Below are 23,185 nucleotides of genomic sequence, written 5' to 3' on the forward strand. Positions count from 1 at the left end.
GCGGTGAGGACGGAAACTGCGGAGTCGGTGCTCGGAGGGAAGCCCTATACGGTCAAGGAGTGACCGACCAGCCCCACCCTCAAGCCCCCCAGGCCTCCCAGGCCCCCGAGGCACTCGTCGCCCCCGACCTCTTCACCTGGGAGTTCGCCACCGATCCCTACCCCGCCTACGCGTGGCTCCGCGAGCACGCCCCCGTTCATCGGGCCACGCTCCCCAGCGGGGTGGAGGCCTGGCTGGTCACCCGGTACGCCGATGCCAAGCAGGCCCTCGCCGACCCCCGGCTCTCCAAGAACCCGGCGCATCACGACGAGCCCGCGCACGCCAAGGGGAAGACCGGGATTCCCGGGGAGCGCAAGGCCGAGTTGATGACGCACCTGCTGAACATCGACCCGCCGGACCACACCCGGCTGCGGCGGCTGGTCAGCAAGGCGTTCACACCGCGCCGGGTGGCCGAGTTCGCGCCGCGGGTGCAGGAGCTGACCGACCGGCTCATCGACGGGTTCGCGACCGGCGGGTCCGCCGACCTCATCCACGAGTTCGCCTTCCCGCTCCCCATCTACGCCATCTGCGACCTGCTCGGCGTCCCGCGCGAGGACCAGGACGACTTCCGGGACTGGGCCGGGATGATGATCCGGCACGGCGGGGGACCGCGGGGCGGGGTCGCGCGGTCCGTGAAGAAGATGCGGGGATATCTGGCCGAGCTGATCCACCGGAAGCGGGAGGCGCTGCCGGCCGAGGCGGGTCCTGGCGAGGACCTGATCTCCGGGCTCATCCGGGCGTCGGACCACGGTGAGCATCTCACCGAGAACGAGGCCGCCGCCATGGCCTTCATTCTTTTGTTCGCAGGTTTCGAGACCACCGTCAACCTGATCGGGAACGGGCTGTACGCCCTGCTCACCCACCCCGAGCAGCGCGCACGGCTGCAGGACTCGCTCGCCGCCGGGGAGCGCGGGCTGCTGGAGACCGGTGTCGAGGAACTCCTGCGCTACGACGGGCCGGTGGAGCTGGCCACCTGGCGGTTCGCCACCGAGCCGCTCGTCGTCGGCGGGCAGCGGATCGCGCCCGGCGACCCCGTCCTCGTCGTACTCGCGGCGGCGGACCGGGACCCGGAGCGGTTCGCCGAGCCGGACACCCTCGACCTCTCCCGGCGGGACAACCAGCACCTCGGATACGGCCATGGCATCCACTACTGCCTCGGCGCCCCGCTGGCCCGGCTGGAGGGTCAGACCGCGCTCGCGACCCTCCTCACCCAGCTCCCGGATCTGCGACTCGCGGCGGATCCGAGCGAGTTGCGGTGGCGCGGCGGGCTCATCATGCGCGGGCTGCGCACGCTCCCCGTGGAGTTCACGCCCCTCGGTCGGTAAGCCCTCTACCAGCCAAAGGTGACCAGCACTCAAGTCTGTGATCTTCACGTGATCTGCGCGGCATTAACTTGTGACAAGTGATCGTCTGCCTATACGTTCACCCATCAGTGCGGCGCCCCTGCGGGACCCGTCGCGCTGGTCACCGCTGTCGCTCGAAAGGTTTCCGCATGCTCTCCGGGAACGGTCGTCACCGTCGCCCCCACCAGGCTCCGGCTCTCCTCGTCGCGGCCGGAGTGACCGGCTCGGCCATCGCCATCCCGCTGCTCGGCGCCGCGAGCGCCCACGCGGCCGACGGCACCACGTGGGACAAGGTGGCCAACTGCGAGAGCGGCGGCTCCTGGAGCATGGACGCCGGCAACGGCTACTACGGCGGCCTGCAGATGTCCCAGGACGACTGGGACAAGTACGGCGGCTCGGACTACGCCACCACGCCCGACCAGGCGAGCCGTTCGCAGCAGATCGCGGTCGCCGAGAAGATACTCGCCGACCAGGGCACCAAGCCCTGGCGGACCTGCGCCCTGCTCGCCGGGCTCTCGTCGGACGACGCCTCGGTGAACGTCGACACCGGTCTCAACGGTTCGGGTGGTTCGTCCGGTTCCTCCGACTCGTCGAATTCGTCGGATTCGTCCTCCGGATTGTCGGACTCGTCCTCCTCGTCCGATTCCAGCTCCTCGTCCAGCGTGGCGGACTCCGGGGCCCAGTCCGCGAGCCCCACCCCGAGTTCCAGCGCGAGTGGCGACTCCAAGAAGGGCACCTCGGGCAAGCCGTCCAAGACGGACAAGTCGGCATCTTCCGATTCCGGCACCTCGAAGGCGAGCGAGAGTCCCGTCATTCCCGACAGTAGCGGCGACTCGGACAATTCATGGCAGACCGGCGGGTCTTGGAGCCTGGTCGACACAGGGGCCGTCAGTAGCAGCAGTGGCAAGCATCGCGGCGGCTCGGCGGACGAAAGCGTGACAAACGGTCAGAAGGCCGCATCCTCCGGTCGTCATGCCTCCCGGGGCGCCGGCACCTACACCGTCCGCGACGGCGACACTCTCGCCTCCATCGCCGACTCCCTTGACCTCGACGGCGGATGGCGCGCCCTCTATGCCGCGAACAAGGCGGACATCGGCACCGACCCGAACGACATCACCCCCGGTCAGACCCTGAAACTCAGCAGCGAATCGGACGAAAAGTAGCGGGAGTTGGCGCCCAACTTGGGGGCTAATGTCCGGTTTGGTGAAAGTGTGGGATGAGTCTCAGAAGCCCTGATCATCTTTGAAATTCACCGGATCGCCCGCTTACGGTCAAGGCCGCTCGTCACCACGAGCCCCGGCCGCCGCAACGCCGAGTCCTGCCAGCGGCTGCCCGGGAACAGTCGACGCGTCAAGCGCCGTAGGCAGGAGCGGGGGACCCAAGGTAAGCGCCGGGTCCGGCAGTTGAGCCCTCATGGGCGCACGGCCGAAAGGCCGCCGGAACCGGCTAGGGGTGGAGCCGCGCACCGACACGCAGGTGTGCGGCCGGGCAACTCAACCGGCCCGAACCCGACAGCTCACCTCGCAGGCGTCGGTGAGGGGATCCACCATGCTGTTTTCCGGCAAGGGCAAGCACCGTCGTCCGTCCAGGGCCATCCGCGCCGTCGCCGTCGCCGGTGTCACCGGCGTCGCCGTCGCCGCCCCGCTGATGGCGGCCGGCAGCGCCTCCGCCGCCACCGCCTCCGAGTGGGACACCGTCGCCAAGTGCGAGTCCGGCGGCAACTGGTCCATCAACACCGGCAACGGCTACTACGGCGGTCTGCAGTTCTCCGCCTCCACCTGGGCCGCGTACGGCGGCACCGCCTACGCCCCGCAGGCCAACCAGGCCACCAAGGCGCAGCAGATCACGATCGCCGAGAAGGTCCTCGCCGCGCAGGGCAAGGGTGCCTGGCCGGTCTGCGGCACGGGCCTTTCCGGCGCCGCCTACACGGGCGGCAGCTCCAGCTCCAGCTCGTCGAGCGGCAGCACGAGCGGCCGTACCACCGACACGCAGGCCGCCTCCCGGTCCGCCGAGCGTCCGGCCGTGACCAAGACCGTCACCACCCCGACCGGCAAGAAGGTCAAGAAGGGCGACGGCGAGTACAAGGTCGTCAAGGGCGACACCCTCAGCTCGATCGCCCAGAAGCACCACGTCAAGGGTGGCTGGCAGGCCCTGTTCAAGCTGAACAAGGGCATCGTCGCCGACGCCGACTTCATCTACCCGGGCCAGCAGCTCCACCTGAAGTAAGGCCCAGCTGAACCACAGCCCCCACACGGTCATGGTCCTCATGGTGGGGACCATGTGAGGGTCACCCCCGTCCCCCCGGGCCCCCGCTCCGGTGCGTTTTCCCCCGTACGCACCGGAGCGGGGTTTCTTTTTTGACCCGCTCTTCTTCCGTTCTTCATCGGCACCCCCTTTGTTCCGCGCATGAACAATGAGTACCGTCTGAGTGTCCACGGGCCGGTCGGTCGGCCGGCTGACGGCCCTGGGACGGTTAGGCTCTAGTCGCAAGGCTGAGCAAGGGCCGACAAGGCTCGCGTGCGCCCCGCACAACCAGCGTCACATCCCAAGAAGGAGATGCTCGTGCCGTCCATCGACGTCGTCGTAGCCCGGGAAATCCTGGACTCCCGAGGTAACCCCACGGTCGAGGTCGAGGTCGGCCTCGACGACGGCAGCACGGGTCGTGCCGCCGTTCCGTCCGGCGCCTCCACCGGCGCCTTCGAGGCCATCGAGCTCCGTGACGGCGACCCCAACCGCTACCTCGGCAAGGGCGTCGAGAAGGCCGTCCTCGCTGTGATCGAGCAGATCGGCCCGGAGCTGGTCGGCTACGACGCCACCGAGCAGCGCCTGATCGACCAGGCCATGTTCGACCTGGACGCCACCGACAACAAGGGCTCGCTCGGCGCCAACGCCATCCTCGGCGTCTCCCTGGCCGTCGCGCACGCCGCCTCCGAGGCGTCCGACCTGCCGCTGTTCCGCTACCTCGGTGGCCCGAACGCGCACCTGCTCCCCGTCCCGATGATGAACATCCTCAACGGCGGCTCGCACGCGGACTCCAACGTCGACATCCAGGAGTTCATGATCGCCCCGATCGGCGCGGAGTCCTTCTCCGAGGCGCTGCGCTGGGGTGCCGAGGTCTACCACACCCTGAAGAAGGTCCTGAAGGGCAAGGGCCTGGCCACCGGTCTGGGCGACGAGGGCGGCTTCGCCCCGAACCTCGGCTCCAACCGCGAGGCCCTCGACCTCATCCTGGAGGCCATCAAGCAGGCCGGTTACGTCCCCGGTGAGCAGATCGCGCTCGCGCTCGACGTCGCCGCGTCCGAGTTCTACAAGGACGGCAAGTACGAGTTCGAGGGCAAGTCCCGCTCGGCCGCCGAGATGACCGAGTACTACGAGGAGCTCGTGGCGGCCTACCCGCTCGTCTCCATCGAGGACCCGCTGTTCGAGGACGACTGGGCCGGCTGGAAGGTCCTCACCGACAAGCTCGGCGACAAGGTGCAGATCGTCGGCGACGACCTGTTCGTCACCAACCCGGAGCGCCTGGCCCGCGGCATCGAGGAGGGCACCGCCAACGCCCTGCTGGTGAAGGTGAACCAGATCGGTTCGCTGACCGAGACCCTGGACGCCGTCGAGCTGGCCCAGCGCAACGGCTTCAAGTGCATGATGTCCCACCGCTCCGGCGAGACCGAGGACGTCACCATCGCCGACCTCGCCGTCGCCACCAACTGCGGCCAGATCAAGACCGGCGCCCCGGCCCGCTCCGAGCGCGTCGCCAAGTACAACCAGCTGCTGCGCATCGAGGAGATCCTCGACGACGCGGCGGTGTACGCCGGCCGCTCCGCGTTCCCGCGCTTCAAGGGCTGAACCCCTGCGGCCCGCAGCGGCCGGTAGAGGGTAAGGCTTAGCCAGTCGTACGTACGTCCCCGTACCCGGTCCCGTACCGTGTCCGGGGACGTACGCACGTATCAGGGCGACCAGGGAGGCGGGGACATGGCCGTGAAGGACCGGGACCGGTTCTCCACCGCGACCAGGCTCAAGCTGCTCGGCGAGCAGACGGCGGCCCGGGTCTACCGTTCCCAGACCAGGCGTCAGGCCCGCCGCTCCCGGCTCACCGGCCGCGCGGCGCTGCTCGCGATCGTGCTGTGCACGATGATCGTCGCGCTCGCCTATCCGATGCGGCAGTACGTCTCGCAGCGCGCCGAGATCTCCGACCTGGAACGCCGGCAGCAGCAGGCGCAGCAGCGGGTCGAGCAGCTGCGGGACCTCAAGGCGCGGTGGCAGGACGACTCCTACGCCGAGCAGCAGATCCGGCAGCGGCTGCACTATGTGATGCCGGGGGAGACCGGCTACATCGTGATCACCCCCGGTACGGCCAAGCAGGCGCACGCCTACCTCGGGGCGGCCGACCGGCCCTGGTACGCGAACGTCTGGGACGGCGTCGACAAGTCCGACGCGTCCGACCAGTGAACCGACAGAAAGCCACGCAGAACACAGTCATGCAAACGCCTCCGCCCTCCACTCCGCGTACCGAGCCCACCGACGCCGACGTCGAGGCCTTCAAGCAGCAGCTCGGGCGGCCGCCGCGCGGGTTGCGGGCGATCGCGCACCGGTGCCCGTGCGGGCAGCCGGACGTCGTGGAGACCGCGCCGCGGCTGCCGGACGGGACGCCGTTCCCGACGCTGTACTACCTGACGTGCCCCAAGGCCGCGTCCGCCATCGGCACTCTTGAGGCCAACGGCGTGATGAAGGAGATGACGGCGCGGCTGGAGAGCGATCCGGAGCTGGCGGCGGCGTACCGGGCCGCGCACGAGGACTACATCCGGCGCCGGGACGAGATCGAGGAGCTGACGGGCTTTCCGAGCGCGGGCGGGATGCCGGACCGGGTGAAGTGCCTGCACGTCCTGGTCGCCCACTCGCTGGCTGCCGGGCCCGGCGTGAACCCGCTCGGCGACGAGGCGATCGCGATGCTGCCGGAGTGGTGGGCCAAGGGTGCCTGTGTGATCACCGGCGAGTGACGCACCCTCCAGGGGGCTCCGCCCCCTGGACCCCCGAGACCTTCGCCCATCCACCACCCGACTCGGTCGGCCGAGAAGTCACGAACAGACAAGGACCCCACCGTCATGACCCGCGTCGCCGCCATCGATTGCGGTACCAACTCCATCCGCCTCCTTGTCGCCGATGTGGACCCGGAGACCGGGGAACTCGTCGATCTGGACCGCCGCATGACGATCGTTCGGCTCGGGCAGGGTGTCGACCGGACCGGGCGGCTCGCGCCGGAGGCGCTCGCGCGGACCTTCGCCGCCTGCCGTGAGTACGCGGCGCTGATCAAGGAGCACGGCGCGGAGCGGCTGCGGTTCGTGGCCACCTCCGCCTCCCGGGACGCCGAGAACCGCGACGAGTTCGTACGGGGTGTGCTGGACATCCTGGGCGTGGAGCCCGAGGTCATCAGCGGTGACCAGGAGGCCGAGTTCTCCTTCACGGGGGCGACCAGGGAGCTGAGCGGTCAAAACCAAGGGGGCGCGGAGCGCCCTTCGATTGAGGGTGGTGGTGGGCGACGGGCGGGCGACCTCGCCAAGCCGTTCCTCGTCGTGGACATCGGCGGCGGCTCCACCGAGTTCGTGGTCGGCGACGAGCATGTGCGGGCCGCCCGGTCCGTGGACGTCGGGTGCGTGCGGATGACCGAGCGGCACCTCGTGCACGAGGGACACGTCAGCGACCCGCCCACCGAGGCCGAGACCGCCGCCATGCGGGCCGACATCGAGCGCGCCCTCGACCTCGCGGAGGAGACCGTGCCGCTGCGCGAGGCGCACACCCTGGTCGGTCTCGCCGGCTCCGTCACCACCCTCTCCGCGATCGACCAGGACCTGCCGGAGTACGACTCCGCCGCCATCCACCACTCCCGCATCTCCTATGCCCGCGTCCGGGAGATCACCGAGTGGCTGCTGCGCTCGACGCACGCCGAGCGGGCGGCGATCCCCTCCATGCACCCCGGCCGCGTGGACGTCATCGGCGCGGGCGCCCTCGTCCTCCAGTCGATCATGGAGCGGGTGGGTGCCCAGGAGGTCGTGGTGAGCGAGCACGACATTCTGGACGGCATCGCCTGGTCGGTCGCCTGACCCACAGGTCGGCGTGATCCAACCTCGGATGAGCATGCGAAAGGACGGGTGAGCGCCCCGAACGGCCTGTGACACGCCGTGCCACGACACCTCGCCGGAAAACTTCGTGAAGTTCTTCACAAGGAATTCGGTGCAGGTGAGGGGTCCGGAGGGGTCTCTTGGTCCGTTCGGGGGCTCAACGGGCCCGAATGGACGCTCAGGGGAGCGTCCAGGGGGCGTTCCGGGAGGCGCTCGTGAGGGTGACATCGGGGGTCCTCGCGGTGCCCCCGGAAGCCTGGAGAGGCAGCTCACGCGGCATTGACAACGGGTCGTATCGGAAGTGGGTTCCCGCCGATGACCATGACCTGCGTCACGTGGGTCGCGGAGTGTAGCACGACCCCTGTCGAACCTTGTGAAGGGGCGCACGAGCGGGCCCCTCGGGGCGGGTGGATACTCGATGCCATGAGCACCACGGAGCGTCCCAGGATCCTCGTAGTAGGCGGTGGGTACGTAGGCCTGTACGCAGCTCGGCGCATCCTCAAGAAGATGCGCTACGGCGAGGCGACCGTCACGGTCGTCGACCCCCGGTCGTACATGACCTACCAGCCCTTCCTCCCCGAAGCCGCCGCCGGCAGCATCTCCCCTCGGCACGTCGTCGTCCCGTTGCGACGCGTCCTGCCGAAGGCGGAGGTCCTCACCGGCCGGGTCACCACCATCGACCAGGACCGCAAGGTCGCCACGATCGCCCCGCTGGTCGGCGAGGCGTACGAGCTGCCCTTCGACTACCTGGTCATCGCGCTCGGCGCGGTCTCCCGCACCTTCCCGATCCCCGGTCTCGCGGAGCAGGGCATCGGCATGAAGGGCATCGAGGAGTCCATCGGCCTGCGCAACCACGTCCTCGAGCAGCTGGACAAGGCCGACTCCACGACCGACGAGGAGATCCGCCGCAAGGCGCTCACCTTCGTCTTCATCGGCGGTGGCTTCGCGGGCGCGGAGACCATAGGCGAGGTCGAGGACATGGCCCGCGACGCGGCGAAGTACTACAAGAACGTGTCCCGCGAGGACATGCGCTTCGTCCTGGTCGACGCCGCCGACAAGATCCTTCCCGAGGTCGGGCCCAAGCTCGGCCAGTACGGCAAGGAGCACCTGGAGAGCCGCGGTGTGGAGATCTACCTCTCCACCTCGATGGACTCCTGCGTCGACGGTCACGTGGTGCTGAAGAACGGCCTCGAGGTCGACTCCAACACGATCGTCTGGACGGCCGGCGTCAAGCCGAACCCGGCGCTCGCCCGCTTCGGTCTCCCGCTCGGCCCGCGCGGCCACGTGGACACCGCCCCGACCCTCCAGGTGCAGGGCACGGACTACATCTGGGCCGCGGGCGACAACGCCCAGGTGCCGGACGTCGCCGCCCGCAAGGCCGGTGTCGAGAACGCCTGGTGCCCGCCGAACGCGCAGCACGCGCTGCGTCAGGCCAAGGTCCTCGGCGACAACGTGGTCTCCGGTATGCGGGGCTTCCCGCAGAAGGAGTACAGCCACGCCAACAAGGGTGCGGTCGCCGGTCTGGGCCTGCACAAGGGCGTCGCGATGATCGTCCTGGGCAAGACCAAGATCAAGGTCAAGGGCCGTCTCGCCTGGTACATGCACCGTGGCTACCACGGTATGGCGATGCCGACCTGGAACCGCAAGATCCGCATCTTCGCCGACTGGACCCTCGGCATGTTCCTCAAGCGCGAGGTCGTGTCCCTGGGTGCCATGGAGAACCCCCGCGAGGAGTTCTACGAGGCCGCCAAGCCGGCGCCGGTCGCCGCCCCGAAGGCCGAGGAGAAGGCCAAGGCCTCCTGACCCCGGTCACCGGTCGCCGAAGCAGCTGAACCGACGAAGGACCTCCCGCCATCCGTGGTGCGGGAGGTCCTTCGGCGTTTCCGGGAGGCGGTGCGACGATTCCGGGAGCCGCCGCAATTACATGTTGGCTACATCTGTTTTGCCCAGTCGTAACTCCTTTGCGGGACTGCGCTGCTGCCTCCACGGTGTTTACGTGGTAACCGGCATCCGGGATCGATGTCTTGGAGGTGTGCGCCATGGCCGACGCCGCGTCGCGGCTGGGGAGAGTTGCCGAGCAGGTGCTGGGGGTCCCGCTCCCGGTACGGCTGCGGGCCTGGGACGGATCGCAGGCGGGACCACCGGGCGCGCCGACGTTCGTCGTGCGCAACCGACGCGCCCTGCGCCGCATGCTGTTCAAGCCGGGGGAACTGGGCCTCGCCCGGGCCTGGGTCGCCGGTGATCTGGACATCGAGGGCGACCTGTACGCCGCGCTGGCCGCGGTGTCGGAACTGGTCTGGGAGCGCGAGGAGGGCGGCCGTACCCTCGTCCAGGCCCTGCGCGAGCCCGAGGTGCGGGCGGCCGTCCGTGAACTGCTGCGGCTCGCCGGACCGCCGATCCCGCCGGCGCCGCCCCGCGAGGAGGTCCGCAGACGCCGGCATCTGCACACCCGCCACAGCGACAGACGGGCCATCAGCCACCACTACGACGTGGGCAACGACTTCTACGAGATCGTCCTCGGGCCGTCCATGGTGTACTCCTGCGCTTACTGGGGGGCCGTCGACGATGCAGAGACGCTGGAGGGCGCGCAGCGCGACAAGCTCGAACTCGTCTGCGCGAAGCTCGGCCTGACCCCCGGTCAGCGGCTGCTGGACGTCGGCTGCGGCTGGGGCTCCATGGCGATCCAGGCGGCCCGGGAGCACGGGGTGAGCGTCGTCGGGGTCACCCTCTCCCAGGAGCAGGCCGCATTCGCCCGTAAACGGGTCGCGGACGGGGGTCTGACGGACCGGGTGGAGATCAGGGTCCAGGACTACCGGGACGTCACGGACGGGCCGTACGACGCGATCTCGTCGATCGGGATGGCCGAGCACGTGGGGGCCGAGCGGTATCTGGAGTACGCGGAGAACCTGCACGGGCTCCTGAAGCCCGGCGGGCGGCTGCTCAACCACCAGATCGCGCGGCGGCCGCAGCGCGACGAGTGGGCGTACGACGTCGACGAGTTCATCGACGCCTATGTCTTCCCGGACGGCGAACTCGCCCCGATCGGCACCACCGTCACCCAGCTGGAGCGGGCCGGGTTCGAGGTGCGGGACGTGGAGTCGATCCGCGAGCACTACGCCCGCACCCTGCGCCAGTGGGTGGCCAACCTGGAGGCCGACTGGAAACACGCGGTACGGCTGACCAGCCCCGGCCGGGCCCGGGTCTGGCGGCTGTACATGGCCGCCTCCGCCCTCGCCTTCGAACGCAACCGCATCGGCGTCAACCAGGTGCTGGCCGTGAAGCCCTCCGAGTCGGGCGCCTCCGGCCTGCCGCTGCGCACCCGTACCTGGAACTGACGGCGCAGCCGAAAGGGGCCCCACGGCGAACGTGGGGCCCCTTCGTCGTGCCTGCGGCGCGATCGCGTACCGCTACTCGGACTTGATCGCCGACAGCATGTTCAGCTTCGCCGCCCGCCGGGCCGGCCACAGGGCCGCCAGGACGCCGACCGTGCCGGCCAGGAGGAGGAAGACCGCCATCCGGGTCCAGGGCAGGACCAGTTCGTACGTCGGCATCTTCGCGCCGACCAGCCGGCCGGCCGCCCAGCCGAAGAACACGCCCAGGCCGATGCCCAGCACCCCGCCGAAGAGCGAGATGACGAGGGACTCCAGGCGGACCATCCGCTTGACCGCCTTGCGGTCCAGGCCGATCGCGCGGAGCATGCCGATCTCCTGGGAGCGTTCGAAGACCGACATGGCCAGGGTGTTGATGACCCCGAGGACCGCGACGATCACCGCCATCGCGAGCAGGCCGTAGACCATGTTCAGGATCAGCGTGAACACCTGCGCGATGGAGTCGGACAGGTCCTGCTTGTCCTGGACCTGGATCGCCGGGTTGGAGCCGAGCGCCCTCTCCAGCTTGTCCTTGGCGGCGGCGGTCGCGCCGTCCGCCGTCTTGACCATGACCTGCATGTCGGCGGGGTCGGTCACGTGCGGGGTGAGGGTGGCGTTGTCCAGCATGATCCCGCGGATCATCTGGTTGCCCTCGTAGACCCCGGCGACCGTCAGCCGCTGCGCCTTGCCGTCCTCGTAGTGGACGGTGAAGACCGAACCGGCCTTCCAGCCGTGCGACTTGGCGGTGTCGTCGTCCACGACGACGTCCGAGCCGCCGACCTTGAACGAACCGCTGTCCACCGTGAGGTCGGTCAGTTTGCCGATCGCCGAGCCGTCGACGCCGGTGAGGAACTCGGTCTCGCCGCCGATCCGGGAGGCCGCGTTGCGCAGCGGGCTGGAGGCGGTCACGCCGTCGGTGGCCGCGACCTTCTCGGCGACGTCGGGGGAGAGCGGGTTGCGGTTGGCCATCGAGACGACGTAGTCCGCGCGGATCGCCGCGCTCGCCATCTTGTCGATGGACTTCTGCAGGCTGCCCGCCATCACCGTCATGCCCGTGATCAGGGTCAGCCCGATCATCAGCGCCGAGGCGGTGGCGGCGGTACGGCGCGGGTTGCGCACCGAGTTCTGGCGTGCGAGCTTCCCGGAGACACCGAACCCGCGCAGCAGCGGGGCCGCGGCCGCGATCAGCGGGCGGGAGAGCAGCGGGGTGAGGACGAAGACGCCGATGATGAGGAGGACCGCGCCCAGCCCCATCGGGGCCTGGCCGTCGCTGCCGCTCATCGTCGTCGCCGCCAGGATCACCGCCACGCCCGCCGCCGAGAACAGGGCGCCGATCGTGTTGCGCAGCACCAGCGACTTCGTGGTCGGGGCCGAGTGCAGCGCGCTCATCGCGGCGACCGGCGGGATCTTCGCGGCCCGGCGGCCGGGCAGCCAGGCGGCCAGCATGGTGATGACCACGCCGACGGCGAGCGCGGCGGCGACCGTGCCGGGGGTGACGACCAGCGGGCCGTCCGGGACGGACGCGCCGAACGAGCCCATCAGCGCGCGCAGTCCGGCGCCGATGCCGATACCGGCGGCCAGGCCGGTCACCCCGGCCACCGCGCCGACCACGAACGCCTCGATCAGCACCGAGCGGGTGACCTGGCGGCGGGAGGCGCCCACCGCCCGCAGCAGCGCCAGCTCCTTGGTGCGCTGGGCGACCAGCATGGTGAAGGTGTTGGCGATGATGAACGTGCCGACGAACAGGGCGATGCCGGCGAAGACCAGCAGGCCCTGACGCAGGCCGCTCATACCGTCGGCGATCTGCTTGGCCTGGTCGTCGGCGAGCTTCTTGCCGGTGGTGGTCTCGACGAGCTTCTGCGGAAGCGCCTGGTCCAGCTCGGACTTGAGGGCGGCCTGACCGGTGCCGGACTTCGCGGTCACGTCGATCTCGTCGTACGCGCCCTTCTTGCCGAACAGCTGCTGCGCGGTCGCCGTGTCGAACAGGGCGAGGCTGCCGCCGGCCGTGACGTTGCCGTCGTCGGTGGTGAAGATGCCGGCGATCGTGGGGGTGAGGACCGGGCCGTTCACCGAGATGCGCACGGTGTCGCCGACCTTGTAGCCGGCCCGCTCGGCGGTCTTGGAGTCGATCAGCACCTGGCCCGCGCCGCTGGGCGCGTGGCCGCTGACGAGCGGGTAGCGGGCGTCCTTGGTGCCCCAGTAGTTGCCGCCCGCGGACTGCCAGCCGCCGCCGATCAGCTTGCCGTGCTTGTCGGCGATCGCGGTGAAGCCGGAGACGACCCCGGTGGCGGAGGCGGCCCCGGGGACCTTCGCGGCCTTGTCGAGCAGGGTCTGGGTGAGGTCGGGTGTCTTGCCGACCTGGTCGCCCTTGGAGTCCTGGTACTTGGCCTGTACGGCGACGTCGACGCCCTGGAAGCCCTTGGCGGAGCTGTTCTGGTAGGCGTCCGAGATGGTGTTGGTGAAGACCAGGGTGCCGGAGACGAACGCGACGCCGAGCATCACGGCGAGCACGGTCATCAGCAGCCGGGCCTTGTGCGCGAGTACGTTGCGCAGGGCGGTGCGGAACATCAGCTGGTGCGGCCCTTCGCGTCGAACTGCTTCATGAAGTCGAGGACCGTCTCGGCCGTCGGCCGGTACATCTCGTCGACGATCCGGCCGTCCGCGAGGAAGACCACGCGGTCCGCGTACGAAGCGGCCACCGGGTCGTGGGTGACCATGACGACGGTCTGGCCCAGCTCACGCACGGAGTTGCGCAGGAAGCCCAGCACCTCGGCGCCGGAGCGGGAGTCCAGGTTTCCGGTCGGCTCGTCGCCGAAGATGATCTCCGGCCGGGAGGCGAGCGCGCGGGCGACGGCGACGCGCTGCTGCTGGCCGCCGGAGAGCTGTGAGGGACGGTGGCTGAGCCGGTCCTTGAGGCCGACCATCTGGATCACGCTGTCCAGCCACTGCTTGTCCGGTTTCCGCCCCGCGATGTCCATCGGGAGGGTGATGTTCTCCAGTGCGGTCAGCGTCGGCAGCAGGTTGAACGCCTGGAAGATGAACCCGATCTTGTCCCGGCGGAGCTTGGTCAGCTGGCGGTCCTTCAGGGAGCCCAGCTCGGTCTCGCCGATCCGCACGGAACCCGAGGAGAAGGTGTCGAGGCCGGCCACGCAGTGCATCAGCGTGGACTTGCCGGAGCCGGACGGCCCCATGATCGCGGTGAACTCGGCCTGCCGGAACTCGACGGTGACCCGGTCCAGGGCGACCACCTGGGTCTCGCCCTGGCCGTAGATCTTCGAGAGGTCCGTGGCGCGAGCGGCCACGGAGGTGGTCCGCCGGTCGGCGATGGGTGTGGTGGACACGGAAGGGCGCTCCTGTCGGGACGGCGTTGTTCGTACGGCCGGACCATCGTCTCCGGCGCACGGGCCCGTGTAGTCAGCCGCAGTTCCCGTTCCGGAGGCCGACCAAGGGGGGACCGGAGGGTGCCGAGGTCATACCTGGGGATGACGGCGGACCCTGAGACTCCGCTGGGAAGCGCTTGCTCCGAATCGTCGAGAACAGGTGGAGCCCCCTTGTTCGGACGGTGAAATTCCGTCATTCCGCGTACGCGCGCACCCACCGCGCGTAACGCTATTGGCAAGTGCGGATGGCTCGTTCCGGGGGCTGATGCTCCCTCAGACGTCAATAAAATAAGACAACATCGGGTCGGCCGTCCGCTGTTCGGGGGACGCCTCCCGATAGGCTCGGAAACTCGTAGCGGAGCCCATGGCCTGCCCGGATGGTGGAATGCAGACACGGCGAGCTTAAACCTCGCTGCCCCTCGCGGGCGTACCGGTTCAAGTCCGGTTCCGGGCACTTCCCGCGCCTTCTCGCGCCTCCTCGGAGGCGCGTCGGCTCACCCCTCGTAGACCGTCAGGACGGCGCCGTCGACCTCGACGCGCCGGCCCGCGCGCATTCCGTTGCGGCGCAGGGCGTCCAGGCACTCCTCGAAGAGGATCAGTTCCTCGGCGTCCAGGATCGCGGCGGCCAGGTCCAGGAGTTCGGTGACCGAGGCGTCGGTGAGCACCTCGGGCAGTTCCCCGGACAGCAGGACGACGGACTCGCCGTCAGGGCCTCGGACCACTGCCGTTGCGGGTCCGCCGTGCACGAACAACACATCTTCCCCCTGAGAGCCCGTGGTCGAGCGGCTCTCGCGTTCCCGGGCAGGACGAGAGACTAGCCCTGGATCTTCCCGCTTTCGTGCGGAGTCGGATTCTTTTTCCGACTTGGCGGAAGAACGTCCGGGAGTGGACCGGTGACGGTCACTTCTCCCGGGGGGCCCGAGGGGCGCGGTCCAGCAGGGACTCGACCAGTGCGGCGACATGCCGGCGGTCGTCGGACGACAGCTTCTGGACGCTCGCGATGAGCAGCGCGACCTCGGGGTCGGCGGCCGCGCCGTCCGGTTCCGCGTCCGGCGAGGTGTCGTACACGTGGATCCCGCAGGCCTCGGCCGCCGCGCGGCGCACCGCCTCCAGCGGGAGCTCCAGTCCCTTGGCCAGGCCTTCCAGGGTCGTCGTCTGGGGCATGCGGACCAGGCGCTCGGTGGTGGCGAGGTGGTGGACGGTGGAGCGGGGGACGGAGCCGCGGCGCGCCACGTCACCGTAGGACCAGCCCTTGCGGTCGAGGTGCTCGCGGATCAACTGCTGCAGTGCGTTGGCCACTGACCCGTCACTTCCTGCTCGCCGCCGGCGGAGTCCGCCATGTCGCGGCCGATTCTACGGTCGGGTCGGCGATCGGCCGAGAGGGTGATTTTCCGAAGGGGTTGCGCGAGGGGTCTCCGAGCCCGTAGTGTCCAATCTCGTTGGACAGCACGTCCGACCAGATTGGACAGAGTCCGGGGGGAACCTGACTCGTTCCGATCGGAAATGTCTATCCCTGAGGGGGAAAAGATCATGATGGACGCCCATGAGCTCGAGGCCGAGTCCGCGGAGCTGCTGCCGGGTCGTGAGGCCCTGGGCAAGCTGAAGTTCGGCTTCGGCAAGACGGTCAACGTCACCAAGCACGTCGCGAACATCAGCGCCCACAACGAGTCCGCCGCGCTGAACGACCACTCCTCGTGGTCGGTGGCCGACTCCGGCGCCGCCCAGACCATCAGCGTCACCCAGTAACACCGTCCCGGCGCACGGCGCCGGGACCCTCGCGACCGACCTCAATCTCACCGCACACGCAACGAAAGGACATCCGTCATGAGCATGGACATGAACGAGCTGGAGAACGAGTCCGCCGAGCTGCTGCCGGGCCGTGAGGCCCTGGGCAAGCTGAAGTTCAGCTTCGGCAAGACGGTCAACGTCACCAAGCACATCGCGAACATCGAGGCGTCCAACCAGTCCGCCGCGCTGAACGACCACTCGGCCTGGTCGTCCGCCGAGTCGGCTGCCGCGCAGACGATCAGCGTCACCCAGTAGTCCCCGCGAGCGCCACCGCCGTCGCCCCGGCGGTGGCGCTCTTGGGCATCGGGGGGGGGAACTTCATGGGGGATCCGGGGGGAGACCACATATGACGGTGCTCGGAGACGGGACCGCCGCGCTGTACGACACGGGCCCGGTGCCCGGACCCGGCGGCTGGCCGGTGACCTACGAGCAGGTGGCGACGGGCAACCTGCCGGTGGTGGAGGCGCCGTCGCCGGTCCCGAGGCTCAGCGCGGGACTGCGGCTGCACGGCGAGTACCAGGGGTCGGGTTTCACCGAGCCCAAGTACATCGCCCGTCGGGGGGACGGGCAGGTCGTACAGCTGTCCAGGCTGCTGTACCTGGTGGCGTCGTCGGTCGACGGCGTCCGCGATGCCGAGGCCATCGCGCACCGGGTCAGCGCCCGCTTCGGCCGCGAGGTCAGCGGGGAGAACATCCGCTTCCTCGTCGAGAAGAAGCTGGAACCGCTGGGGGTGACGGTCCCGGAGGGCCAGGAGGACGACGAGGTCGACGCCCCGCGCTCCGACCTGCTGCTCGCCCTCAAGGGCCACCGGGTCATCTTCAACGAGCGGCGCACGATGAAGATCGCGCGTTCGCTGGCATGGCTGCACCGGCCGGCCGTGGTCGCGCTGGTGCTGGGCTCGGCCATAGCCATGGACGTCTGGCTGTTCGGGTTCTTCGGGGCGATCGAGCCCGTCCTGCAGGTACTCGACCAGCCGGTCCTGATCCTCGTCGTCTTCGTGCTCACCGTGGCCTCCCTCGTCTTCCACGAGTTCGGTCACGCCTCCGCGTGCAGATACGGAGGAGCCCGGCCCGGCTGCATCGGGTGCGGGCTCTTCCTCATCTGGCCCTCGATGTACACCGACGTCACCGACGTCTACCGGATCGGGCGGGGCGGCCGGCTCCGCACCGACCTGGGCGGTGTCTACTTCAACGTCGTCTTCATGCTGGCCATGGCGGGCGCCTACTTCGCCACCGGCGCGCAGTTCTTCCTGGCCACGGTCTACCTCGGGCACTTCGAGATCCTGGAACAGCTGATGCCGGCCGTACGGCTGGACGGCTACTACATCCTCGGCGACCTGGCCGGGGTCCCGGACCTGTACGGCAAGATCAAACCGATCCTGCTGAGCCTGGTGCCGGGGGCGAAGGGTGACAAGGCCCGGCAGGAGGTCGCCGGGCTGAAGAAGTCGGCCCGCGCGATCGTCGCCACCTGGACGCTGACGATGGTCCCGCTGATCATCGGCGAGCTCGGCTACGCCATGTGGAACCTGCCCCGGATCCTCACCACGATGACCCGCTCGCTGACCGAGCAGCTCATGGGCACCGGTTCGGCGTTCATGGACGGGAAGATCGTCGAGGGTCTGGTCGGGACCATCGGCTCCGTGATGCTGCTGTGCCCGATGGCCGGTGTGGTCTATCTGTCCGTGAAGATCGGCGGGCGGATCTTCCGGGCCGCCAAGCGGTCGACGGACGGCAGGCCCGCGCTCCGGCTCGCGGTCTGCGCGCTCGCCCTGGCCGCGCTCACCGGGCTCAGCTACGCCTGGGTGTCCGGGGTGACCCCGAAGCCGCTGCCCAAGCAGCCGCCGATCGCACCGATCCTCCAGCCGGGGGTGCCGACCGAGGAGCCGCCGACACGGCAGGCCTCGACCCCGGAGGGACCGACGGGCTCAGGCGCCCCGTCGGACACGGTGTCCGGTGTGCCGGCCGCCTCGCCCGGGGCGAGCGCCGGACCCTCGGCCGAGTCGACGTCGCGCGGGGCGTCCGCCTCCGCGTCGCCGTCCGCCTCCGTGTCGGGCCGCCCCGGCCGGGAGGCCACGTCACCGGCGCCCTCTGGCGGGGGAACGGTCACCGGCCCGACGGCCTCGTCGTCGGCGAGTGTCCCGGTGACCCCGACGCCCACACCGTCGGAGAGCGTGCCGGTGTCCCCGACGCCCTCCGGCCCGTCCTCGCCGCCGGTCAGCGAATCGCCGGTCAGCCCGGCACCGGCCACGTCCTGACGAGCGGCACCGGGCCGCCGCCGTACCAGCCGTACCGCGGCGGCTCATGGTCACCGAACCATCCATCGCAGCAGCACAGCACAGGAGCACTTCATGAGCATCCACCGAAAACCACGCACTCCGAGCCCGCTCACCCGACGGGCCCTCGGGCTCGGCCTGTTCGCCGCCGGGGTCGCCGGGGCGGCCGCGGTACCGGCACAGGCGGCCACCGTCGCGCCGCACGCCGCGTTCGCCTCCGACCACGTCTTCAGCCACGCGGACCGGGGCCACCACACCCAGACCAGGGACTCGTTCACGATCCGTCAGTTCGGCACGGTCAACGCCGCCACCGCGCGCAACCAGGCCAACGCGGTCGGGGCCGGCTGCTCGGCCGACGACCACTGCCGGTCGGTGGCGCTGTCCTTCCAGATCGTCACGATCGGCGGGGAGCACACGCACCTGAACGCGGTGAACCTCAGCGACGCCGCGAACAAGGAGTGCACGGGCTGCCAGACCCTGGCCGGCGCCTACCAGTTCGTGGTCTCGACGCCGACCGCGCTGAGCTTCGACAGCGCGACCCGCGGCAAGCTCGACGACATCCACCGCCGGCTCGATGCGCTGACCCGCTCCACCCTGCCCGCCGCCGAGCTGCGCTCGAAGGTCGACGGGCTGGCCGGCGAGGTCACCGCCGTCCTCCACGACGCGGTCGCGAACGCCCCCAAGGGCGACCCGAAGACCGACGTCACCCTGCACCGCCACCTGGACGGCTGGCCGGGCCACTGACCCCGAGCATCGTCGTCCCGTGATCCGGCCGCCCGGCCCACGACCGCCTCCGGCGGGCCGGGCGGCCGGTCACGTGCGCGCCGCGGACATCGGTGTGTCCTCGGGTGTGTCCATTGACATGGGGTACGACCGGACGGAGACTCGGAGGAAATCGGTGAAGTAAATTTCACCAGGCGAACACCAGATCACGCGAACATCAGTGGAAGGGAACGACCGATGCGCACCACCGTCGGCATCATCGGAGCCGGACCCGCCGGGCTCCTCCTCGCGCGGCTGCTGCACAACGCGGGCATCGACTCGGTCGTCCTGGAGAGCCGCGACCGCAGCTACGTCGAACACCGCCAGCGCGCCGGGATCCTGGAACAGGGCACGGTGGACGTGCTGCGGGCGGCCGGCGCCGGGGAGCGCATGGACCGCGAGGGCCTGCGCCACGACGGCATCGAGCTGCGCTTCGCGAAGCAGCGCCACCGCGTGGACTTCCCCGGCCTGACCGGCGGCCGGTCCGTGATGGTCTACGCCCAGACCGAGGTCTGCAAGGACCTCATCGCCCTCCAGCTCAAGGAGGGCGGCCCGCTGCTCTTCGAGGCGGAGGCGCTGGAGGTCGAGGGCGCCGAGAGCGGGCGGCCGCGCGTGCGGTTCCGGCACGAGGGCCGGGAGGACGTCCTGGAGTGCGAGTACGTCGTCGGCTGCGACGGCTTCTGGGGAGTGGCCCGCAAGGCGTTCCCCGCCGGACTCTCCAGGGTCTTCGAGCGGACGTACCCCTACGCCTGGCTGGGCATCCTCGCCGATGTCGCCCCCTCCCACGACGAACTGGTCTACGCCCGCCACGACCGCGGCTTCGCCCTGCTCTCCATGCGCTCCCCGTCCGTCTCCCGCCTCTACCTCCAGGTGCCGGCCGGCACGGACGCCGAGGCGTGGCGCGACGAGGAGATCTGGGACGAGCTGGAGCGGCGCTTCGAGACCGACGACGACTGGCGCCTGGAGCGCGGGCCGATCACCCAGAAGTCGGTCACACCCATGCGGTCCTACGTCCACGAGCCCATGCGGCACGGCCGGCTCTTCCTCGCCGGGGACGCCGCCCACATCGTGCCGCCGACCGGCGCCAAGGGACTGAACCTCGCCGTCGGCGACGTCGTCACCCTCGCCCGCGCCCTCGCGCACGAGAAGGAGACCGGCTCGCCCGAGCTCCTGGAGACCTACTCGACGACCTGTCTGCGCCGGATCTGGCAGGCGGAGCGCTTCTCGTACGACATGACGACCCTGCTCCACACCAGCCCCGAGGACACCCCCTTCGATGCCCGGCTCCAGCTGGCCCGGCTCGGCCGGATCGCCTCCTTCCGGGCGGCCGAGACCGACCTGGCGGAGGCCTATACCGGGTTCCCCCTGGATGTCTGAGGCCATCCGAGGGCATCCGAGGACATCCGGGGGATCTCTGGCCGATTCCGGTCGTGTAGCGGCTTCGTCATGGAATGAAGCCCTCCGTGGCCGGGAATCAGGGGTCCGCGTAGCGTGTTGCGCAGCACGGTGAGGGAAAGATCCTCCCCAGGTACTAGGGTCAATCCTTTGCCAATCCATTACTCTTGACGCCAAGGCCACGCACGGTGGCCATGGAGGAGTGAAATGAGGAGCAGCAACCCGGTCTTCTCGCGACGGGGGTTCAGCCGCGACAACGGCTACGCGGGCTTCAACACCGCGCCGCAGGCCGGGTACGCACAGGGCAACCCGTACGCGCAGAACCCGTACGCGAACAACCCCTACGCCCAGCAGGACCTCCAGCAGGGCGCCCCGCCGCAGGCCCCGGTCTCCACCGGCCACATGACGATGGACGACGTCATCACGCGTTCCGCGATGACGCTCGGCACCGTCGCCGTCGGCGCGGTCCTCGCCTGGGTCCTGCTGCCGATCTCGGCCACCAGCTACGGCCTGGCCTTCGGCTCGGCGATCGTGGCGATGGTCCTGGCACTGATCCAGAGCTTCAAGCGCACCCCGTCGCCCGCGCTGATCCTGGGGTACGCCGCCTTCGAGGGCGTCTTCCTCGGCGTCATCAGCGAGATGTACAACAGCCAGTGGAGCGGCGCCCCGTTCCAGGCGGTGCTCGGCACCATGGCGGTCTCGGGCGCGACCCTGCTGGTCTACAAGGCCGGCTGGATCCGCGTCACCGCCCGCTACGCCCGCATCGGCATGGCCATCGCCATCGCCTTCGTGGTGGTCATGGCGGTCAACCTGCTGCTGGTCGCGTTCGGCGTCGCCGAGAACGGCGGTCTGCGCAGCTTCGGCCCGCTCGGTGCGATCGTCGGCATCATCGCGATCCTGCTCGGCGCGTTCTTCCTGACCCTCGACTTCAAGCAGATCGAGGACGGCATCGCGTACGGCGCCCCGAAGAACGAGGCCTGGCTGGCCGCGTTCGGCCTCACCATGACGCTGGTGTGGATCTACGTCGAGATGCTGCGCCTGGTGGCGATCTTCAGCAGTAACGACTAGCTGGACGGCACGCTTTCGCAAGTGAGCTGAGAAGGGCCCCGGGTCACCGCCCCGGGGCCCTTCGTCGTCTGAATGTGCGCGCCTAGAGAAGTTTGCGCGCCGCCCTCCTCAGGTCGTACTCGTGGATCAACGCCTTCGCGTGGCCGTACGCGAGGTTGTGTTCGTGGCGGAGCCAGCTGACCTTTTCCTCGAAGCGGAAGAGGGCCGGGCCTTCATCGACGGTGCGCAACCAGTCGGACACTTCACGACCGGTGCAGTGGGGGATGCGGGCGAGCATGTTGCGATGGGTCTCCTCGGAGAAGACTTGGGACATCGGCGCCTCCGGTGCGCAAAGGGGGTTGTAGCCGGTCCTTCACGTCACCGTGCCTGAGTGTTGGCGTGTTGGCAACAGTCATGACAGGACAGCCGGGTCCTGCCGGGAGAGCCGACGGGAGGCGTTACGCTCGCGGCGTGGTTGATACGACGCCTCTTACCCGTGCAGTGGAGCACTTCGCCGACAAGTTGCGGGCGGCACCGCAGAGCCGGTTGCAGAGGGGGGCCGCCGCGGAGGCGCTGGCGCTGGCCAGGCAGTTGGCGAACTGGGCGCAGACCGTCGAGGAACCGGGCGGTGAGGCGCGCGAGATGCCGGACGCGGGGATGTTCGCGGTCGCCGACCAAATCACGGTGGCCGGGAACGACTTGGCGGTGGTGCTGGAGAGCGACGCCGAGGTCGGCGACGCGGTGCGCCTGGTGGAGGAGGCGCAGAAGAGGGCGGGGGTGTGAGGCGGCGGTGCAAGGGGCGCTTCGACGCGCGCCCCTTGGGGGCGCGGGGAACTGCGCGACCAGCCACAGTGCACCCGCACCCGACGACGCACCGGAGCGCCCCCGAAATCAGAGCGACGCTATGACCCTGTCCGCCAGGATGTACACGTTCTCCTCGCCGCACGCGAAGGTCAGCGTGTACGCGCCCGAGATCCCCGACCCGCCCAGCAGATACGGCGTCTCACCGGCGTTCAGGGCGGCAGCCAGCCGCTCCGCCGTCTCCCGGTGCCCCGGCGTCATGCACAGGGTCGTGCCGTCGGCGAAGACATAGACGTCCAGCGTGCCCAGCGGCCCTGGACGGACGTCGGAGAGTTCGACCTGCGCCTCGGCCAGCTGTTCCAGCGTCGCGACCGTGCGCTCATGGTCGTTCACCACCGGCGACTGCACCGGCACGAAGTCCGGGTGGGAGGGGTGGCGTCGGCGGGCCGCAGCCAGTTCCGGGGACTCCCCGGTGAACTCGTCGGCCTCCGTGGCCGCCTCGGCCACCGGCTCCAGGCCCACGAAGTCGCCCTGCCGGGGCAGGAACAGCTCACTGTCCGCCAGGCCCAGCAGCGAAGGCGTGTCGGAGGCGTCACGTGCCTCCTGCGCGGCCCAGAAGGCCCGCGCCTCGGCCAGCTCCCGCTCCCGCTCCTCGGCCAGCGCCTCGGCGACCGCGGCGCGTATCTCCTCGGCGGCGGCGTGGCTACGAGCCGCCGGCAGAAGGGCGCGCATCGTCGCGGCCTGGTTCTGGGCAAGCTGGGTGTGCAGCTCGGCGACCTGACGGCGCAGCTTCAGAACGGTGCGCAGGACAGCGACGCCCACGGCGCCCGTGGCGGCCGTGGTGAGCAGCAAGGCGATCGGCATGGCGCTCACTGAC

At 69.8% G+C, this 23,185-nt stretch carries 22 protein-coding genes, 1 tRNA gene and 1 riboswitch; of the genes, 17 read left to right on the forward strand and 6 right to left on the reverse strand.

Annotated elements, in window-relative coordinates; all coding sequences use genetic code 11:
- Positions 1-59: 59 nt before the first annotated feature.
- The 9 genes from EDD90_RS32420 to EDD90_RS32460 all read left to right on the forward strand — a co-directional run bounded on the left by EDD90_RS32420 (position 60) and on the right by EDD90_RS32460 (position 10,830).
- Positions 60-1,364 carry a cytochrome P450 gene (locus EDD90_RS32420; protein WP_123976441.1) on the forward strand — a complete coding sequence of 435 codons (1,305 nt, stop codon included), beginning with the start codon at positions 60-62 and terminating at the stop codon, positions 1,362-1,364.
- 167 nt (positions 1,365-1,531) lie between these two features.
- Positions 1,532-2,545 carry a transglycosylase family protein gene (locus EDD90_RS32425; protein ID WP_123976442.1) on the forward strand — a complete coding sequence of 338 codons (1,014 nt, stop codon included), beginning with the start codon at positions 1,532-1,534 and terminating at the stop codon, positions 2,543-2,545.
- 182 nt (positions 2,546-2,727) lie between these two features.
- Positions 2,728-2,927: riboswitch (cyclic di-AMP (ydaO/yuaA leader) on the forward strand.
- A 3-nt stretch (positions 2,928-2,930) separates the two neighbouring features.
- Positions 2,931-3,608, forward strand: coding sequence for a transglycosylase family protein (locus EDD90_RS32430; RefSeq protein ID WP_123976443.1), 678 nt, complete (start codon positions 2,931-2,933; stop codon positions 3,606-3,608).
- 330 nt (positions 3,609-3,938) lie between these two features.
- Entirely contained in the window at positions 3,939-5,225 is a 1,287-nt protein-coding gene (eno, locus tag EDD90_RS32435; RefSeq protein WP_123976444.1) for a phosphopyruvate hydratase, read from the forward strand.
- A 126-nt stretch (positions 5,226-5,351) separates the two neighbouring features.
- Positions 5,352-5,828: a septum formation initiator family protein gene (locus tag EDD90_RS32440; protein WP_123976445.1), complete on the forward strand. Its 477-nt coding sequence runs from the start codon at positions 5,352-5,354 to the stop codon at positions 5,826-5,828.
- A 29-nt stretch (positions 5,829-5,857) separates the two neighbouring features.
- Positions 5,858-6,376 carry a DUF501 domain-containing protein gene (locus tag EDD90_RS32445; protein WP_123976446.1) on the forward strand — a complete coding sequence of 173 codons (519 nt, stop codon included), beginning with the start codon at positions 5,858-5,860 and terminating at the stop codon, positions 6,374-6,376.
- Between the two features lie 105 nt (positions 6,377-6,481).
- Positions 6,482-7,477, forward strand: coding sequence for a Ppx/GppA phosphatase family protein (locus tag EDD90_RS32450; RefSeq protein ID WP_123976447.1), 996 nt, complete (start codon positions 6,482-6,484; stop codon positions 7,475-7,477).
- Positions 7,478-7,918: 441 nt separating this feature from the next.
- Complete coding sequence (locus EDD90_RS32455) at positions 7,919-9,298, forward strand: NAD(P)/FAD-dependent oxidoreductase (RefSeq protein WP_123976448.1); 1,380 nt, start codon at positions 7,919-7,921, stop codon at positions 9,296-9,298.
- 236 nt (positions 9,299-9,534) lie between these two features.
- Entirely contained in the window at positions 9,535-10,830 is a 1,296-nt protein-coding gene (locus tag EDD90_RS32460; RefSeq protein ID WP_123976449.1) for a cyclopropane-fatty-acyl-phospholipid synthase family protein, read from the forward strand.
- Positions 10,831-10,902: 72 nt separating this feature from the next.
- Here EDD90_RS32460 and EDD90_RS32465 read toward each other — a convergent pair whose 3' ends face one another.
- Together EDD90_RS32465 and EDD90_RS32470 are read right to left on the reverse strand one after the other, a co-directional pair.
- On the reverse strand, positions 10,903-13,431 hold the full coding sequence (locus EDD90_RS32465; RefSeq protein ID WP_123976450.1) for an ABC transporter permease: 2,529 nt from the start codon (positions 13,429-13,431) through the stop codon (positions 10,903-10,905).
- Positions 13,431-14,204, reverse strand: coding sequence for an ABC transporter ATP-binding protein (locus tag EDD90_RS32470; RefSeq protein WP_123976451.1), 774 nt, complete (start codon positions 14,202-14,204; stop codon positions 13,431-13,433). Before EDD90_RS32470 ends, EDD90_RS32465 begins: the two co-directional genes overlap by 1 nt.
- Before the next feature lie 410 nt (positions 14,205-14,614).
- Between EDD90_RS32470 and EDD90_RS32475 the strand changes: the two genes are divergently transcribed.
- A tRNA-Leu gene (locus EDD90_RS32475) sits at positions 14,615-14,697 on the forward strand.
- 40 nt (positions 14,698-14,737) lie between these two features.
- Here EDD90_RS32475 and EDD90_RS32480 read toward each other — a convergent pair.
- Both EDD90_RS32480 and EDD90_RS32485 read right to left on the reverse strand, forming a co-directional pair.
- Entirely contained in the window at positions 14,738-14,965 is a 228-nt protein-coding gene (locus EDD90_RS32480; protein ID WP_260328241.1) for a hypothetical protein, read from the reverse strand.
- A gap of 178 nt (positions 14,966-15,143) precedes the next feature.
- Entirely contained in the window at positions 15,144-15,542 is a 399-nt protein-coding gene (locus EDD90_RS32485) for a helix-turn-helix transcriptional regulator (RefSeq protein ID WP_123976452.1), read from the reverse strand.
- A gap of 231 nt (positions 15,543-15,773) precedes the next feature.
- Here EDD90_RS32485 and EDD90_RS32490 point away from each other — a divergent pair, with 231 nt between their 5' ends.
- From EDD90_RS32490 to EDD90_RS32515, 6 genes are all read left to right on the forward strand, one after another.
- Entirely contained in the window at positions 15,774-15,989 is a 216-nt protein-coding gene (locus EDD90_RS32490) for a hypothetical protein (protein ID WP_185149294.1), read from the forward strand.
- Positions 15,990-16,067: 78 nt separating this feature from the next.
- Positions 16,068-16,286, forward strand: a complete 219-nt coding sequence (locus EDD90_RS32495; protein WP_123976453.1) for a hypothetical protein — start codon at positions 16,068-16,070, stop codon at positions 16,284-16,286.
- Between the two features lie 91 nt (positions 16,287-16,377).
- Positions 16,378-18,285, forward strand: coding sequence for a hypothetical protein (locus EDD90_RS32500; protein WP_123976454.1), 1,908 nt, complete (start codon positions 16,378-16,380; stop codon positions 18,283-18,285).
- A gap of 93 nt (positions 18,286-18,378) precedes the next feature.
- Positions 18,379-19,047 (forward strand): hypothetical protein, encoded by a 669-nt coding sequence (locus tag EDD90_RS32505; protein WP_123976455.1) that lies wholly within the window; start codon positions 18,379-18,381, stop codon positions 19,045-19,047.
- A gap of 216 nt (positions 19,048-19,263) precedes the next feature.
- Positions 19,264-20,442 carry a 4-hydroxybenzoate 3-monooxygenase gene (locus EDD90_RS32510; protein WP_123976456.1) on the forward strand — a complete coding sequence of 393 codons (1,179 nt, stop codon included), beginning with the start codon at positions 19,264-19,266 and terminating at the stop codon, positions 20,440-20,442.
- Between the two features lie 225 nt (positions 20,443-20,667).
- Entirely contained in the window at positions 20,668-21,528 is an 861-nt protein-coding gene (locus EDD90_RS32515; protein ID WP_123976457.1) for a Bax inhibitor-1/YccA family protein, read from the forward strand.
- A gap of 82 nt (positions 21,529-21,610) precedes the next feature.
- Here the strand turns inward: EDD90_RS32515 and EDD90_RS32520 are convergent, their stop codons facing one another.
- A complete protein-coding gene (locus EDD90_RS32520) occupies positions 21,611-21,841 on the reverse strand; it encodes a DUF4287 domain-containing protein (protein WP_093502087.1) in 231 nt (76 codons plus the stop codon).
- Between the two features lie 137 nt (positions 21,842-21,978).
- Here EDD90_RS32520 and EDD90_RS32525 point away from each other — a divergent pair, with 137 nt between their 5' ends.
- The gene (locus EDD90_RS32525) at positions 21,979-22,290 is read left to right on the forward strand and encodes a hypothetical protein (protein ID WP_123976458.1); all 312 of its coding nucleotides are present in this window, start codon (positions 21,979-21,981) and stop codon (positions 22,288-22,290) included.
- Positions 22,291-22,398: 108 nt separating this feature from the next.
- On the opposite strand, the gene EDD90_RS32530 is transcribed toward EDD90_RS32525, so the two are convergent.
- Positions 22,399-23,181 (reverse strand): hypothetical protein, encoded by a 783-nt coding sequence (locus tag EDD90_RS32530; protein WP_123976459.1) that lies wholly within the window; start codon positions 23,179-23,181, stop codon positions 22,399-22,401.
- Positions 23,182-23,185 lie beyond the last annotated feature (4 nt).

It is taken from the genome of Streptomyces sp. Ag109_O5-1 (assembly GCF_003814875.1).
GTDB classification, from domain to species: domain Bacteria; phylum Actinomycetota; class Actinomycetes; order Streptomycetales; family Streptomycetaceae; genus Streptomyces; species Streptomyces sasae.

What these genes read in the sequence shown, in the direction of transcription:
- EDD90_RS32425 (WP_123976442.1), top strand. Translation starts at nt 1,532, where the DNA reads ATGCTCTCCGGGAACGGTCGTCACCGTCGCCCCCACCAGGCTCCGGCT.
- EDD90_RS32430 (WP_123976443.1), top strand. Translation starts at nt 2,931, where the DNA reads ATGCTGTTTTCCGGCAAGGGCAAGCACCGTCGTCCGTCCAGGGCCATC.
- eno (WP_123976444.1), top strand. Translation starts at nt 3,939, where the DNA reads ATGCTCGTGCCGTCCATCGACGTCGTCGTAGCCCGGGAAATCCTGGAC.
- EDD90_RS32440 (WP_123976445.1), top strand. Translation starts at nt 5,352, where the DNA reads ATGGCCGTGAAGGACCGGGACCGGTTCTCCACCGCGACCAGGCTCAAG.
- EDD90_RS32445 (WP_123976446.1), top strand. Translation starts at nt 5,858, where the DNA reads ATGCAAACGCCTCCGCCCTCCACTCCGCGTACCGAGCCCACCGACGCC.
- EDD90_RS32450 (WP_123976447.1), top strand. Translation starts at nt 6,482, where the DNA reads ATGACCCGCGTCGCCGCCATCGATTGCGGTACCAACTCCATCCGCCTC.
- EDD90_RS32455 (WP_123976448.1), top strand. Translation starts at nt 7,919, where the DNA reads ATGAGCACCACGGAGCGTCCCAGGATCCTCGTAGTAGGCGGTGGGTAC.
- EDD90_RS32460 (WP_123976449.1), top strand. Translation starts at nt 9,535, where the DNA reads ATGGCCGACGCCGCGTCGCGGCTGGGGAGAGTTGCCGAGCAGGTGCTG.
- EDD90_RS32465 (WP_123976450.1), bottom strand. Translation starts at nt 13,431, where the DNA reads ATGTTCCGCACCGCCCTGCGCAACGTACTCGCGCACAAGGCCCGGCTG.
- EDD90_RS32490 (WP_185149294.1), top strand. Translation starts at nt 15,774, where the DNA reads ATGATGGACGCCCATGAGCTCGAGGCCGAGTCCGCGGAGCTGCTGCCG.
- EDD90_RS32495 (WP_123976453.1), top strand. Translation starts at nt 16,068, where the DNA reads ATGAGCATGGACATGAACGAGCTGGAGAACGAGTCCGCCGAGCTGCTG.
- EDD90_RS32500 (WP_123976454.1), top strand. Translation starts at nt 16,378, where the DNA reads ATGACGGTGCTCGGAGACGGGACCGCCGCGCTGTACGACACGGGCCCG.
- EDD90_RS32505 (WP_123976455.1), top strand. Translation starts at nt 18,379, where the DNA reads ATGAGCATCCACCGAAAACCACGCACTCCGAGCCCGCTCACCCGACGG.
- EDD90_RS32510 (WP_123976456.1), top strand. Translation starts at nt 19,264, where the DNA reads ATGCGCACCACCGTCGGCATCATCGGAGCCGGACCCGCCGGGCTCCTC.
- EDD90_RS32515 (WP_123976457.1), top strand. Translation starts at nt 20,668, where the DNA reads ATGAGGAGCAGCAACCCGGTCTTCTCGCGACGGGGGTTCAGCCGCGAC.
- EDD90_RS32520 (WP_093502087.1), bottom strand. Translation starts at nt 21,841, where the DNA reads ATGTCCCAAGTCTTCTCCGAGGAGACCCATCGCAACATGCTCGCCCGC.